The 14,410-nt window shown below is 29.1% G+C and carries 15 protein-coding genes; 12 read left to right on the forward strand and 3 right to left on the reverse strand.

Going from position 1 to position 14,410, the window contains the following annotated elements:
- Positions 1 to 226: 226 nt before the first annotated feature.
- The 5 genes from B8978_RS09520 to B8978_RS09540 all read left to right on the forward strand — a co-directional run bounded on the left by B8978_RS09520 (position 227) and on the right by B8978_RS09540 (position 5,116).
- Complete coding sequence (locus B8978_RS09520; protein WP_084115554.1) at positions 227 to 2,059, forward strand: EAL domain-containing protein; 1,833 nt, start codon at positions 227 to 229, stop codon at positions 2,057 to 2,059.
- Positions 2,052 to 2,675 carry a class I SAM-dependent methyltransferase gene (locus B8978_RS09525; RefSeq protein ID WP_084115555.1) on the forward strand — a complete coding sequence of 208 codons (624 nt, stop codon included), beginning with the start codon at positions 2,052 to 2,054 and terminating at the stop codon, positions 2,673 to 2,675. The genes B8978_RS09520 and B8978_RS09525 overlap by 8 nt, the downstream gene beginning before the upstream one ends.
- 138 nt (positions 2,676 to 2,813) lie before the next feature.
- Positions 2,814 to 3,689, forward strand: coding sequence for a response regulator (locus tag B8978_RS09530; protein WP_084115557.1), 876 nt, complete (start codon positions 2,814 to 2,816; stop codon positions 3,687 to 3,689).
- Positions 3,671 to 4,135 carry a chemotaxis protein CheX gene (locus B8978_RS09535; protein WP_084115559.1) on the forward strand — a complete coding sequence of 155 codons (465 nt, stop codon included), beginning with the start codon at positions 3,671 to 3,673 and terminating at the stop codon, positions 4,133 to 4,135. Before B8978_RS09530 ends, B8978_RS09535 begins: the two co-directional genes overlap by 19 nt.
- A 486-nt stretch (positions 4,136 to 4,621) precedes the next feature.
- Positions 4,622 to 5,116, forward strand: coding sequence for a methyl-accepting chemotaxis protein (locus tag B8978_RS09540; protein WP_479723215.1), 495 nt, complete (start codon positions 4,622 to 4,624; stop codon positions 5,114 to 5,116).
- Between the two features lie 91 nt (positions 5,117 to 5,207).
- Here the strand turns inward: B8978_RS09540 and B8978_RS09545 are convergent, their stop codons facing one another.
- Positions 5,208 to 6,182 carry a DMT family transporter gene (locus B8978_RS09545; protein ID WP_084115561.1) on the reverse strand — a complete coding sequence of 325 codons (975 nt, stop codon included), beginning with the start codon at positions 6,180 to 6,182 and terminating at the stop codon, positions 5,208 to 5,210.
- Between the two features lie 200 nt (positions 6,183 to 6,382).
- Here B8978_RS09545 and B8978_RS09550 point away from each other — a divergent pair, with 200 nt between their 5' ends.
- From B8978_RS09550 to B8978_RS09580, 7 genes are all read left to right on the forward strand, one after another.
- The gene (locus tag B8978_RS09550) at positions 6,383 to 7,078 is read left to right on the forward strand and encodes a FadR/GntR family transcriptional regulator (protein WP_084115563.1); all 696 of its coding nucleotides are present in this window, start codon (positions 6,383 to 6,385) and stop codon (positions 7,076 to 7,078) included.
- Between the two features lie 271 nt (positions 7,079 to 7,349).
- On the forward strand, positions 7,350 to 8,138 hold the full coding sequence (locus B8978_RS09555; protein WP_084115565.1) for an electron transfer flavoprotein subunit beta/FixA family protein: 789 nt from the start codon (positions 7,350 to 7,352) through the stop codon (positions 8,136 to 8,138).
- 14 nt (positions 8,139 to 8,152) lie between these two features.
- A complete protein-coding gene (locus tag B8978_RS09560) occupies positions 8,153 to 9,361 on the forward strand; it encodes an electron transfer flavoprotein subunit alpha (protein WP_084115567.1) in 1,209 nt (402 codons plus the stop codon).
- Between the two features lie 15 nt (positions 9,362 to 9,376).
- Positions 9,377 to 10,762, forward strand: coding sequence for an FAD-binding oxidoreductase (locus tag B8978_RS09565; RefSeq protein ID WP_084115569.1), 1,386 nt, complete (start codon positions 9,377 to 9,379; stop codon positions 10,760 to 10,762).
- A gap of 1 nt (position 10,763) precedes the next feature.
- The gene (gene larA, locus B8978_RS09570) at positions 10,764 to 12,038 is read left to right on the forward strand and encodes a nickel-dependent lactate racemase (protein ID WP_084115571.1); all 1,275 of its coding nucleotides are present in this window, start codon (positions 10,764 to 10,766) and stop codon (positions 12,036 to 12,038) included.
- 114 nt (positions 12,039 to 12,152) lie between these two features.
- Positions 12,153 to 12,914, forward strand: coding sequence for a SatD family protein (locus B8978_RS09575; RefSeq protein ID WP_176212663.1), 762 nt, complete (start codon positions 12,153 to 12,155; stop codon positions 12,912 to 12,914).
- The gene (locus B8978_RS09580; protein ID WP_084115575.1) at positions 12,904 to 13,731 is read left to right on the forward strand and encodes a DUF3307 domain-containing protein; all 828 of its coding nucleotides are present in this window, start codon (positions 12,904 to 12,906) and stop codon (positions 13,729 to 13,731) included. Before B8978_RS09575 ends, B8978_RS09580 begins: the two co-directional genes overlap by 11 nt.
- Here B8978_RS09580 and B8978_RS09585 read toward each other — a convergent pair.
- Positions 13,705 to 14,103 (reverse strand): SatD family protein, encoded by a 399-nt coding sequence (locus B8978_RS09585; RefSeq protein ID WP_084115577.1) that lies wholly within the window; start codon positions 14,101 to 14,103, stop codon positions 13,705 to 13,707. The two genes, B8978_RS09580 and B8978_RS09585, sit on opposite strands and share 27 nt — an antisense overlap.
- A 153-nt stretch (positions 14,104 to 14,256) precedes the next feature.
- Positions 14,257 to 14,403 (reverse strand): FeoB-associated Cys-rich membrane protein, encoded by a 147-nt coding sequence (locus B8978_RS09590; RefSeq protein WP_084115579.1) that lies wholly within the window; start codon positions 14,401 to 14,403, stop codon positions 14,257 to 14,259.
- Positions 14,404 to 14,410: the final 7 nt, after the last annotated feature.

Genomic DNA, 14,410 nt, shown 5'->3' on the forward strand with positions numbered 1-14,410 from the left:
TCATTATATTAAAAAATGCCTATAGAAGATACACAGGAATAGTGTTCATTCTAAAGGCATTTTTTTACAATAACAACACCAATAATTGGAATAAAATTGGAAACAACGTAATTAGTCAACAAAAATATATAAAATTTGTGAATTGTTTCTTATGTAATCTGAATTTTACTCGAATAATATAGTAATATAATATTTTTTATTTAATCGAATAGAATTTGGAGGAAATATGCATAATAAAAATAAAATGTTGATAGAAATTAAGGAGAAAAGAACTAAATTTTCAACAATAATATTAAGAATAAATATATTGATTGGTATGTTTGTTGTTTTTATGTGTAATTACTATATAGAAAATATCTACAATAAATCACCAGAAATTTGGTATCCTAATATTATATGTATAATATTACTTGCTGAACTTTTATTTAGTTTTCATAAAAAATTTAATGAGTATTTAGATGATGTTGTAAATGTAATGTTATTTACAGTGTCTATTTGGCTAATTTATATTAATATAGCTTTAAAATACAATATTATTGTTTACATATTGTTTATAGCTGGATTTTTTATTATGATACAAATTATAAATAAGAAATCTATGTTATACATATATTATTTCACAATAGTACCATTAAATATTGGAAGCTGCTATGTCTACAATGGTATGAATAATATATTTTATACAGATGTAATTGTATTTTTGTTATTGGGACAAATCACCTTTTTTCTTGTATATGAAAGGATTGATATAAATAACAAATATGAGGAAGCACTTTATATCGATAACGTTACTGGTGTTTTGAATAGGAATGCTATTAATAGAGTATTAGAACAAATGGCAATAAAAAATAAATGTGAGTTTTCTATAATATATATGGATATTAACAATTTTAAAGAAATAAAAGATACCTTTGGACAAGTGGTAAGCGATAATGTATTAAAAAAATTAGCAGATGATTTTGTAAAATTAATTTCAGATAAGTGCATTTTTTCAAGAGCAGGCGAAAATAGTTTTATAATAGTTTTTCCTAAGATTTCAGATGTGGGACATTTAAAAGAAATATATAATGAGGTTGTAAAAAAAATTGAATTTAAACTGCCTCAATTCGATTATAAATTTTCTGTATCGGCTGGAATAGCAGTATTTCCTAAAGATGCAAATGATGCTATAGATATTATTTTAAATGCAGAAAAAACTAGACGCAGAGCAAAACTTCTTAAAGGAAATCAGATTTTAGCTTATGAAAATATTGATGTTTGCATGGAAAAGTATGATAATGAAATTATACATGCTATTAGCAAAGATAGTAAAGAAAGTATTGTGAATTTTTATCAACCTGTATTTTCAAAACGCGGTAAATTCATGAAATTTGAAGCGTTAAGTAGATTGAAATTATCTTCAGCAGAAATTGTTTTTCCAGATAAATTTATAACATTAGCTGAAGAGAGAGGGTTAATTGATATTATAGATTACTGTGTTGCGGAACAGACTTTTAAATTTATTAATAGATGTGAAAAAGAATTAAAAAATGTTCCACATATTGCTATAAATGCTTCAGCCATAAGCTTCAATTATAAATATATAAAAAAGCTTATAGAATTAAAAGAAAAGTACGAAGTAGAGGCTTCACACATTACTATTGAAGTTACTGAATCTGTACTTATAAAAAATTTTGAATATGCAAATCAACTTGTAGATAAATTAAAAGAAGAAGGATTTCTTATTGCCTTAGACGATTTTGGATCAGGGTATAGCTCCTTATCTTATATTAAGAATATTAAGTTTAATATTTTAAAATTAGATAAATCTTTAGTTGATAACTTAGAAGATAGAAATGTAAAAATAGTAAAGGCTGTAGTGAACCTTGCAAAATCACTTGGGATGAAGACAATAATTGAGGGGATAGAAGAACAGTGCCAGGTTGATATGTTGCAAAATGTGGATAATGATTATTACCAGGGATATTTATATTCAAAACCAATATCAGAGGAAAGAGCATTTCAAATGATAAAAATCAATATTGCAGAAGCAAAAGGGAGAGATGATAATAATGAGTGACATCGCAAAAAGAGTAAATCAGTGTAGAAAACCTAAAGGAGAGCTTGGAAAATTTGTAGTGGAGGATATGAATGAAAGTCATTTTGAATTAACTTCATTTGGACTTGAAAAAATAGAAATTAAAGAGGAAAACATTATTCTTGATATAGGCTGTGGAGGTGGAAGAACAGTTAATAGGTTATCTAAATTTGCAACTAAAGGAAAAGTGTTTGGAATTGATTATTCAGAGGATTGTGTAAAGTGGTCTACAGAATATAATAAAGAGCTTATTGATAATAATAAAGTAGAAATAATTCAAGCAAGTGTAGAAAAAATACCATTTGAAGATAAAAAATTTGATGTAATAACTGCGGTAGAAACAATATATTTTTGGCCTAATCTATTAGAAAGTTTTAAAGAGGTTAAACGAGTATTAAAAGATTCAGGTAAATTTATTATTATAAATGAAATGTATTCTAGTGAGGCATTTAAGAAAAAAAACGATGAATATGCAGCAATTGGAAATATGAAAATATTATCACCAGAGGAACTTTTAGAGCTTCTAAAGAAAGCAGGCTTTAAAAATTCAAAACTCACTACTGTAGAAGAAAAAAATTGGCTTTGCTGTATAAGTTAAGAACTTTATATATAAATAATGTAGAAGATAATTTAAAATTTTTGATTATGCTTAATAGACAATTGCGGTAATTGCGAAAGTACTATATCTAATGTATAATTAAGAAAAAAGACAATTAATTTGGAAGTAGGTGTCAAAGTGAAGAAAATAAAAGTTGTTATTGTTGATGATTCACCTTTTTCAATTACTCTTTTAAGAGATATGCTTACAGAAAGTGGATTTGAAGTTGTAGGGGAAGCAAGTTCATTAGAAGAAACTATTGAAGTTGTGGGCAAAGTTAGACCTGATATTGTGACTATGGATATGACTATGCCAGGCACTGATGGGTTTGAATGCACACGAGCAGTACACTCAATTGATCCAAACATAAATGTCATAATTGTTAGTTCGATGATGGACGATGAAATAGTAAGAAAAGCAAGGAAAAATCATGTATCTGGATATATTCAAAAGCCAGCTGATAAAGAAGAACTTGCACTTACTATTAATAGAATTACAGCTAATGAAGAACTTTATAAAGAACTTGAGGAATTATATTATTCAGTGTTTAAAGAGGGATTCTTAGATGTATTTAATAAAATGACAAAATCCATTCCTAAATTTGGACAAGAAATGGCATCTAATTCTGAGAAAGCTTCAAAGGGAATATCTATTGTTATGGGCGTAATTGGGAAATATTCTGGAAGATTACTATTTGATATGTCTTATGAAACTGCAGATAAACTTTCAAATGACCTTTTAAGAAGGGCTCCTAAAAATTCTCAAGAGATGTTTAATGTTATCGGTGAAATTTCTAATATAATCGCAGGCAATGCTTGCTCAGTTATGAATAAAAAGAATAAATTATTTGGACTTAGAGTTGCACCACCAACTATATTTCATGGAAGCTCTCTAACTATATCTAAAGCAGAACTTGAGAGCATTTCAGTAGCAAACATCGAAACAAATTATGGAGAAATATATATGAGCATAGGCTTTCAGAGGAGGTCAGGTGAATGGACGTCAAGTATATAAATCCATTTCTTGATTCAGTTGTAAATGTGATGCCTCAATTGGGAATAACCAATATAAAAAAAGGCAACTTAGCAATAAAAGGGAAGGTAATAAATAGTCCTGGCGTATTGATAAATGTTGGAATTGTTGGAGATCTCAGAGGAAATGTAATTTATGGAACTACAATGGAATGTGCTAAAGGAATTGCATCTACAATGATGATGGGAATGCCAGTAAATGAATTAGATGAGATGGCTCAAAGTGCTATTTCAGAACTTACAAATATGCTTACAGCAAATGCATCTATGGGTTTTTCAGAACAAAGCATAAATATAGATATATCTACACCGACACTAATGTATGGTGATTTTACGGCAACAGCAAGTTCAGACAAGGTTATTTGTGTTGAACTTAAAATAAATGAGTTACCATTTGAAATTAATATTTCTATAGATAGAGTATTATAGATACAAAGTATTAATTATACCCATTTTATACTGAAGCTTTTTTAGCTTAGATAAAATGGGTATTTTTCGTACAAGCTTTTAATGACAAAAATTTAAGATATTGTAAGTTAGACCGATAATAACTAATAAAGAATAAATTAATAATATTTAAAGTAGGAGTGGTTTTATGAAAGATGAAGACGATAATGTAGTTTTAAATTCATTTTCAAATGTAGCTCCGTATTTAAAGTTGCTTTTGCGGTAACTGACACTGTAAAATATTTAGATGTAACAATTAATGAAAAACTTCCTTTAAAAGCAGGTATAGGAGATAAAATACCTGAAGGTGGAGCAATTTATGAAGCTTTAAAAAAGGGAGAGGTTGTAATTAAAGATGTGGGGAAAGAGATTTATGGTACGGCCTTTAAATCATATGCAATTCCTATAAAAAATTCTGATGACAAAGTAATAGGTGTGATTGTCGCAGGTAAAAGTATAGAAAAAAGGATGGAAGTATTGGCATTATCGGAGAGCCTTGCTGGGTCTTTAAATGAAATATCATTAGTAGTTCAGAATGTAGCAAAAGTTTCTAAAGAACTTGCTGATTCTAATAGACAAGTTGTTGAAGAGGTAGAAAAGGCTTCTGAAACAACAAAAGATACAGATGGAATTATAGGATTCGTACAAAACATTTCAAGTCAGACAAATCTACTTGGATTAAATGCAGCAATAGAGGCAGCTAGAGCTGGAGAAGCTGGAAAAGGATTTAGTGTTGTTGCACAAGAAATAAGGAAACTATCTAATTCAACCACTGAATCAATTAAGAAGATAGATTCAGTTATAAAAGAAATAGGAGAAGCTGTTAGAAAAATATCACAAAGAGTAAATGAATCAAACTCATTTTTGGGTGAACAATCCACATCATTTCAAGAAATTACATCGTCAATTGAAGAATTAAACAAAGAAGCACAAATTTTAAAGAAGATGGCTGGTAAACTTTAAAAATTAATTGATTTAGAAGATAGGAGCTGATTTAAATTAACATTATTTTATAAATCAGCTCCTATTTTTATCCGAAAATCAAGAACTCTGTTTATATGTTTACAGCATTATCGTCTTTTGAATTTTCATTATGGACTTTGTTTGAAATTTTATTATTGAATACAAAAGTTATGCAGGAACTCACTACAATTAATAAAATACCAATTAATGTATTTATAAATATAGGCTCTTTTAATATAATGAGTGCTAAGACCGGTGCAAAAGCAGGTTTGATATAGAAAACTAGTGAAGCTGTGGCTACGGAAGTTTTTTCCATGGATAGGAAGTAAAATGAGTAACCTAAACCTGTTATAAATATGCCGATATATATAAGACTTGGTATATTTCCTATAGATATACCCTTTAAAATTGGTATATTGGCAAAAGTTTTAAAGGTTGTTTTACTAAGTGCATATGAGATAAAGTGAATTTTTGATATTAGTATTAAAATTAACATTTCTAGGCTACCTAAAAGAAAACTAAAACAACTACATATAATGCCTCCATATTTTGAACTCTTTTTTGTTCCGACGATACCATAGAGTGCAAAGGTCCCTGCAGATAAGAAGGTTAATATAATCCCCAAAGGGCTATCAGCTAATTTTAGTGGATTTAATATAAATATTATGCCTATAATGCTTACAGCTAGAGAAATGATAGTATGTTTATAGACCTTTTCACCGAGTATAAAAAACGCTAATGGAATTACAAAGATAGGATTACAGCTAAAAAGAATGGCTACTATAGAAGCTTTACTGTATAATATTGCCAGCTGATATAAAGTCATACTGACAACAACACATATAAAACCAGATAGGGCAAAAAATTTAAAGTCGTTTATATTTAATGACAAATTTTTAGATTTTAAATTTTTTAATGCAATTGGTATAAGAATAACAGATCCAATAAAAAATCTTAAAAATGTTATTTGAATAGGATTGAATTGATTTGAAAGTAGTTTTAGAGATATTTCCATGGTACTAAATAAGATTGTTGATAGGGCGATATAGATGTAACCTTGTTTCATAATATTTGACCTCCTGTAGTTTATTGTAAGTACATATTTATTGTACTACTAAATTAAAAATTAGTTTGTTTATTTATATAAAAAAATAAATGATGAAGTAATTACGATTAATAATGTATCCAACAATATAAAGTACTTTATATAAAAAAATATTTTTGGTACAATTAGTTTGGTGAATAATTATTTAGAGGTGACAGATTATGTTTACGCCAGTTAAAAATCAAAAAGTTTATGAAGTAGTGATAGAACAAATAAAAGATATGATAAAAACAGGAAAACTTAAAAATGGAGATAAATTACCACCAGAACGAGAACTTGTAGAGCAACTTAAGGTGAGCAGGACATCCATAAGAGAAGCACTTAGGTCCCTAGAAATATTAGGACTTATTGAAAGCAGACAAGGAGAAGGAAATTTTATAAGGAAAAGCTTTCAGCAAAGTCTTTTAGAACCACTATCAATAATGTTTATGCTTCAAGAAAGCAGTCCTAATGAGGTGCTGGAACTTAGAAGGATTTTAGAAACAGAACTAGCATCTTTAGCTGCAAAAAACATTAATGAAGACAAACTTAATGAACTCCATAATATAATAGATAAATTTAAGAGAACTACGGATGAGGTAATAAATACAGAATTAGATCAAGAATTTCATTTAAAAATAGCAAAAGCATCAGAAAATTTTCTATTGTTAAATGTTTTACTTACAACAGAATCCATTATTGATTCATTTATAAGTGATGCCAGGTTTAGGATTATGAAAAATAAAAATAATAGAGAAACCCTAATTAAACAACATGAATCTATATATATGGCTTTATGTGCACACGATTCTGAACTGGCAGCAGAAAAAATGAAAAGACATCTTGAGTTTATTAACAATACAATTTTTAAAGAATGATAATATTTTAACAAACAAAAGAATATTATAAAATAAATATGTATTAAAAGTGTTCACTTATACATAGTAAAACATAGACTTATATTGCATTTGACTAATATTTTTTACTATAAAAAGTTAATTATTTAACTTTTGTATTATTATGGAATGTAGTTTAAATTTGTGTTATACTTTAAATAAATTGGTCATACCATATTACCAATTTTATAGGGAGATTGATTGATTTTTATGTAATCGGTAACAAATTTTAAAATTAAGTGGAGGGGATAAAATGGAAATATTGGTTTGTATAAAACAAGTTCCTGGTACAAGTAAGGTAGAAGTAGATGAAAAAACAGGTGTATTAAAAAGAGATGGCGTAGATTCAAAAATGAATCCATATGATCTTTATGCATTAGAAACAGCTTTAAGGATTAAAGAGGAAAATGGTGGTGAATTAAGTGTAATATCCATGGGGCCACCTCAAGCTATGGATGTTATTAGAGAAGCATATATGATGGGGGTTGATAAAGGAGCATTAATCTCAGATAGAAAATTTGCAGGGGCAGATGTGCTTGCAACTTCGTATACAATTTCTCAAGGTATACGTAAAATGGGTAACTTAGACCTTATATTATGCGGAAAACAAACTACAGATGGTGACACAGCGCAAGTTGGACCAGAAATGGCAGAATATTTAGGAATACCTCACGTAGCAAATGTTTTGAAAATATTAGAAGTTAAGGAGAAATCAATAGTTATTGAAATGGATATGCCAAACACTATTGAGGTGGCAGAGGTTAAGTTTCCATGCCTTCTTACAGTAGAAAAAGATATATTTCAGCCAAGACTTCCATCATATAAGAAAAAACTTGAAACTAAGGATAGGGAAATACAAACTATTTGTTTAAATGATTTTGAGGACAAAGATGAAAATAAATATGGTCTAAATGGATCTCCAACTCAAGTGGAACGAATTTTTCCACCAAGTGCAAATACAGACAGAGAAACTTGGACTGGTGATAGTGAAGAAATATCAGACAGATTAGTAAATAAACTTAAAGAATTAAAATATGTTTAATAGGGGGCTATAACATGGGTAAGTTAGTAATTAATTATGATAAATTGACAAGAGAGAACATTAAGGAATTAGTTAACATATGTCCTTTTAATGCAATAGAGGACAAAGGTGATAAGATTGATATAAATGCAGGATGTAAATTATGCAAGATGTGTGTTAGGAAGGGACCTAAGGATATTATTAAATTTGTGGAAGGCGAAAAGAAGGAAATTGATAAAAGCCTTTGGAAAGGTGTTGCAATATATGTAGATCATGTTGAAGGGCAGATTCATCCAGTGACTTTTGAACTTATTGGGAAAGCCAAGGAATTAGCAGCTAAAATAAATCAACCTGTATATGCATTATTTATTGGACATAACATCGAGAAAAAAGCAGAGGAAATACTACATTATGGAGTTGATAATGTATTTGTGTATGACTACGAAGAACTTAAAGATTTTACTATAGAGCCATATACTTCAGTGTTTGAGGATTTCATAAACAATGTAAAACCAACAGCAATATTAGTTGGAGCAACTACTATAGGAAGATCCCTTGCACCAAGAGTAGCTGCAAGATTTAGAACAGGACTTACTGCAGATTGCACAATTTTAGATATGAAAGAAAACACAGACTTAATTCAAATAAGGCCTGCTTTTGGAGGAAATATAATGGCTCAAATTATAAATCCAAATGCTAGACCACAGATGTCTACTGTTAGATATAAGGTTATGGATGCTGCAAAAAGACAAGATGGAATAAGCGGACAAATTTCAGTGTGTAAGATTGATAAGGAAAAACTTAAATCTAACATTAAAGTTCTAAAGGTTACTAAAAAAGAAATAGAAAGTACAATATCAGATGCTGAGGTAATAATAGCAGCAGGAAGAGGAATAAAAGCACAAAAGGATATGGATATGGTATATGAATTAGCTGAACTTTTAGATGCTAAAGTTGCAGGTACAAGACCTCTAGTTGAAGCAGGCTGGATTGATGCAAAGGAGCAAATAGGACTTAGCGGAAGAACAGTAAAACCTAAACTAATTATAGTACTTGGAGTTTCTGGTGCAGTTCAATTCACTGCAGGCATGAATAGCTCAGATTATATATTTGCAATAAATAAGGACGAGAAGGCACCTATATTCAATGCCTGTCATTACGGCATAGTTGGAGACATATATGATATTGTCCCTAAGATTATTGAAAAACTTAAATTAAATAAAAAAATAGAGGTTGTTTTATAGAAGGAGGGGTCAATTATGATTAATGTACAGGATATAGAATATTTTAATACAATTCTTGGTGAGGACAGAGTTTTTACAAAAGAAGGTATAAACGAGGATTTTAGCCATGATGAATTAGGTGGCATTAGCAAAAAACCAGAGGTGCTTTTAGAAGTACAAAATACAGAAGAAATATCAAAAATAATGAAATATGCTTATGAAAAAGGTATTGCTGTAGTAGCTAGGGGATCTGGTACAGGTCTTGTAGGTGCATCTGTTCCACTTGAAGGTGGAATTATGATTAATATGAGTAGTATGAATAAAATATTAGAGATAGATGAAGAAAATTTAACACTTACAGTTGAACCAGGAGTCTTGCTTATGGATATAGGTAAATTTGTAGAAGAACATGATTTATTTTATCCACCAGATCCAGGTGAAAAGTCTGCTACTATAGGTGGAAATATCAGTACTAATGCAGGTGGAATGAGAGCAGTTAAATATGGCGTTACTAGAGATTATGTAAGAGGATTAGAACTTGTTATGCCAAATGGAGACATACTTAACGTGGGTGGAAAAGTTGTAAAAAATAGTTCTGGCTACAGTATAAAAGATTTAGTCTGTGGTTCTGAAGGTACACTTGCAATAATTACAAAGGCAATATTAAAATTACTTCCACTTCCAAAGAAAAGTATAAGTCTTTTAGTGCCATTTCCTAATTTAGAACTAGCAATAGGTACAGTACCTAAAATTATAAAATCTAAGTCAATACCAACAGCAATTGAATTTATGCAAAGAGAAGTAATACTTTCAGCAGAAGAGTTTTTAGGAAAAAAATTTCCAGACAATAGTGCAGATGCATACCTCCTTTTAAGCTTTGATGGGAATAGCAAAGAGGATATAGAGAAAGATTATGAAAAAGTTGCACAAATATGTTTAGAAGAAAAAGCGCTTGACGTGTATATAGTTGATACAGATGAGAGAAAAGAAGCAGTGTGGAATGCAAGAGGGGCTTTCCTTGAAGCTGTTAAAGCATCAACTACAGAAATGGACGAGTGTGATGTTGTTGTACCAAGAAATAAGGTGGCTGAATTTATTAAATACACTAATGAACTTCAAAAACAGTTTTCTATAAGAATAAGGAGTTTCGGGCATGCTGGTGACGGAAATCTACACATATACGTATTAAAGGACGATTTGAGTGAAGAAAAATGGAACAACAAGCTAAAAGAAATATTTAATTGTATGTATCAAAAAGCTATGGATTTAGATGGATTAGTGTCAGGAGAACATGGAATTGGGTTTGCTAAAAAGAACTATATGTTCAAACAATATGGTGAGGAATATATTGCACTAATGAGGAATATTAAAACAGCCTTTGATCCAAAAAATATTTTGAATCCACAAAAGGTATGTGAATAACATGGCTATTGTTAAGGTTCCATATTATAAAGGAACTATGAAAATAAATATTCCGGATAAGAATTTTGTAGGAGTACTCAAATCAAAAGCTCAGGAGTATAGGACAGCTTTATCAGAAGAAGAAATAGTTGAAAAAGCACTTAAGAATCCAATAGGCTCCCTAAGTTTAGAAAAATTGGTTAAGGGTAAAAAAAATATGGTTATTATAACAAGTGATCATACAAGACCTGTACCAAGTAAAATTACATTACCTATAATTTTGAAACACATAAGAAGTGCAAATCCTGATATAAAAATTAAAATATTAATAGCAACAGGTTTTCATAGACCAACGAGTCATGAAGAAATGATTGAAAAATTTGGAGCTGAAATTGTTGATAAAGAAGTTATAATATGCCATAGAGCGGCAGAAAAAAGTAAACTTGTAAACTTAGGTTTCTTACCATCGGGAGGAGAGTTATGGCTTAATAAAGAGGCTATAGAGGCAGAATTACTCATTGCAGAAGGATTTATTGAACCGCATTTCTTTGCTGGATTTTCAGGTGGAAGGAAAAGTGTATTACCGGGAATTGCAGGGGAAGAAACTATAAAAGCTAACCACTGTTCTGAATTTATAGCTAGCCCTAAAGCAAGAACTGGGATTATAGAAAACAATCCAATACATGAAGATATGATGTATGCTGCAGAAAAAGCAAAACTTGCATTTATATTAAATGTAGTGCTGGGAAAAGATAAAAATATAATAAATGCCTTTGCTGGTCATAGTAAATTAGCACATGAAGCAGGTTGTAAATTTGTTAAAGAGATTTCTAATGTAAAAGGCAATGATTCAGACATTGTAGTTACCACAAATGGAGGATATCCACTTGATCAAAATATTTATCAAGCAGTAAAGGGCATGACGGCTGCAGAAAAGTGCTCATCTAAAGATGGAGTCATAATAATGATAGCTTCTTGCTCAGATGGTCATGGTGGAGAATCATTTTATAAAACTATGTCAAATTCAAAAAGTCCAGAAGTATTGCTGGAGAAACTAATGAAAGTATCTAGAAATGATACAGCACCGGATCAATGGGAAATACAAATATTGGCCAGAATATTAACTAAGCATGAAGTTATAATCGTAACAGACATGTGCAATCCCCAAATAATAACAGACATGCACATGAAGCATGCAAATACCTTTCAGGAAGCAATAGACATTGCTTTTAAAATAAAAGGCAATGATGCTAAAATTACATTAATAGAAGACGGTGTTTCAAGTATAGTTAGTTAAAAATAAAATTTACTATTTTTGTAAGTGTAATAATGTTATAATGAATTTAAACAATCATTATAACATTATTATATTTTAAGGGATGATGTCATGAAATTATATGGAGTTATAAATATGGATATAGTTAACTCTAGAAATTTATATAACAGAGAAATTCTTCAAAAAAAGATTAAAAAATATTTAGATTATATGAATAAAGAAAATGAAAATTTGCTTTTAGTTCCTATAGTTATTACATTAGGGGATGAATGGCAAATTGTATTAAAAGAGCCATATGAAGGTTATAAAATAATTAGTGATTTTCAGAAGATTTTAAGAAAAGAAGGCATAAAAGTTTATTCAGGTTTTGGTATTGGAACTATAAGCACAGAGGTAAATGAAGATGCAAGAAGTATGGATGGTGAATGTTTTATAAAAGCAAGAGAAGCACTAAACATATCAAAAAATAAAAACAGGTTTTATAATAAAAAAATAAAAAGCAAAAAAAACAATGTTTACTTTAATGGAACTAACATAAGTTTTCATCAAGTGTTTTTTAAAGATAAATTTGATCCTATTGAGGAGGTAGCTGTAACATCAGGAGATCAGATGATAGAGTCAAACCTAACCATTAATAATATTATTAATTCAATGATTGAAAACAATGAGATTTTAAAGTATAAGGTTACTGATAAACAGTGGGAGATGATAGACTTATACGAAAAATTCAGCTCTTATAGCAATATGGTGAAAGAATCAGAAACCATATCAAAGGCTGATATAAGCCAAAAAATAAATAACTCAAACTACTTTGTAATTAGAAATAATAATTTAAATATAAGTAAACTATTAAAATTGTATTGTGAAATAAAAGAAGGTAGGGGTAATGAACTTTAGAATTGTTTTACTACTGGTTATAAGTCATTTACTAGGTGATTTCGTATTTCAAAGTAAATATATTTTAAAGCTTAGATTTGAAAAAACATTGCGTAAAAATGTTAAAGGAAATACACTGCATGTTTTAATACATTTTGTTTTAATGCTTATCATTTTATCTTCATGTAAAGTTATAAGCATAATCAATTCATCAATAAGTTTTAAGTATATACTGAGCATATCATTAATAATATCTATAACACATTTTTTTATTGATGAGTTAAAAACACTTCTTATTAATTTTAAAGTAGGACCTCAAAAAAATATATGGATATTTCTTATGGATCAAATTTTTCATTTTATGCTAATAATATTTGTAGTATATGGGGATAAACTGACATTTAGTGTTAATGAGCTAAGAAATTGTCCTAAAAATATAAATTACATAGATAAAAGTTTAATTATCATAGCTGTTTTTCTATTATGCACTTTTGCAAGTGGGATATTTATAAAACAATACATAGAATATATGAATTTTAAAAATTATAATAAAATGCTTAATAAAAATTATATAATAGTAGGATCGGCTAAAGAATTGCATAATGGTGGATTTATTATTGGCATATTAGAGCGAAGTTTTATTTTACTTGTAATGGCAATTGGAGAACCAGCCATGATAGGATTTGTACTTACAGCTAAATCTATTGCTAGGTTTAAGAAACTTGATGATCCAAGTTTTGCAGAATATTTTTTAATAGGAACTTTTATGAGCTTTATAGTGGCAATTTTAGGAGGAATTTTAATTTATGCATTAAAAATTTTTCCAATCATCAAATAATATAACCAAAGGCAAATTTTTACCTTTTGCATAGTTTAAGGCTTCTCTTGACCTATAAAATGAAGGACCATCCAATTGATTGACAGTAAGCTTAAAATCATGTATAACAATTTCACCAATGCCTATACCAGTATAAAAATTGACATCAGGAATTGAAGTTTTAAAAAATTCAAGGATGTTAGAATAACTACAAGGATATTTTAAGAGACCTTCCCATTCATCACCTAGGGTTATTAAAAATGGTGAAACTATAATATCTTTAAATAGAGTGTTTGCTTCAGTTAACATGTCAATAATTTTATACTGTAAGAGTTCTCTATCCTTTAATTTTCTGGAATCTTTTATATCACAGAGTAAAGTACAATAATTCATTGTATCCCCCTAAATTAAAAGTAAATAATTAAATCTTAACTCAAGAAAAGTAAAGATTTAAATCTTTACTTCATATTATGAGATTTACTAGAACTTGTGACATAGCTAAAATAAATAAACACTTGAAAGAAAGTTCTTTCAAGTGTTTATTTATTATTTGTTTTTTATTTTTTTAACAGAACAACTAGCTGAACAATGTCCACAATCGCAGCCCCCAGAGGCTTTCTTTTTCATACTTTTTGTAAACAAGACAACAGCACTAACTACTATAACAGCAGTAATTATTATTTCAATAACCATAAAAACA

The sequence above is a fragment of the Clostridium acidisoli DSM 12555 genome (assembly GCF_900176305.1).
In the GTDB taxonomy this organism is placed as follows: Bacteria; Bacillota; Clostridia; order Clostridiales; family Clostridiaceae; genus Clostridium_I; species Clostridium_I acidisoli.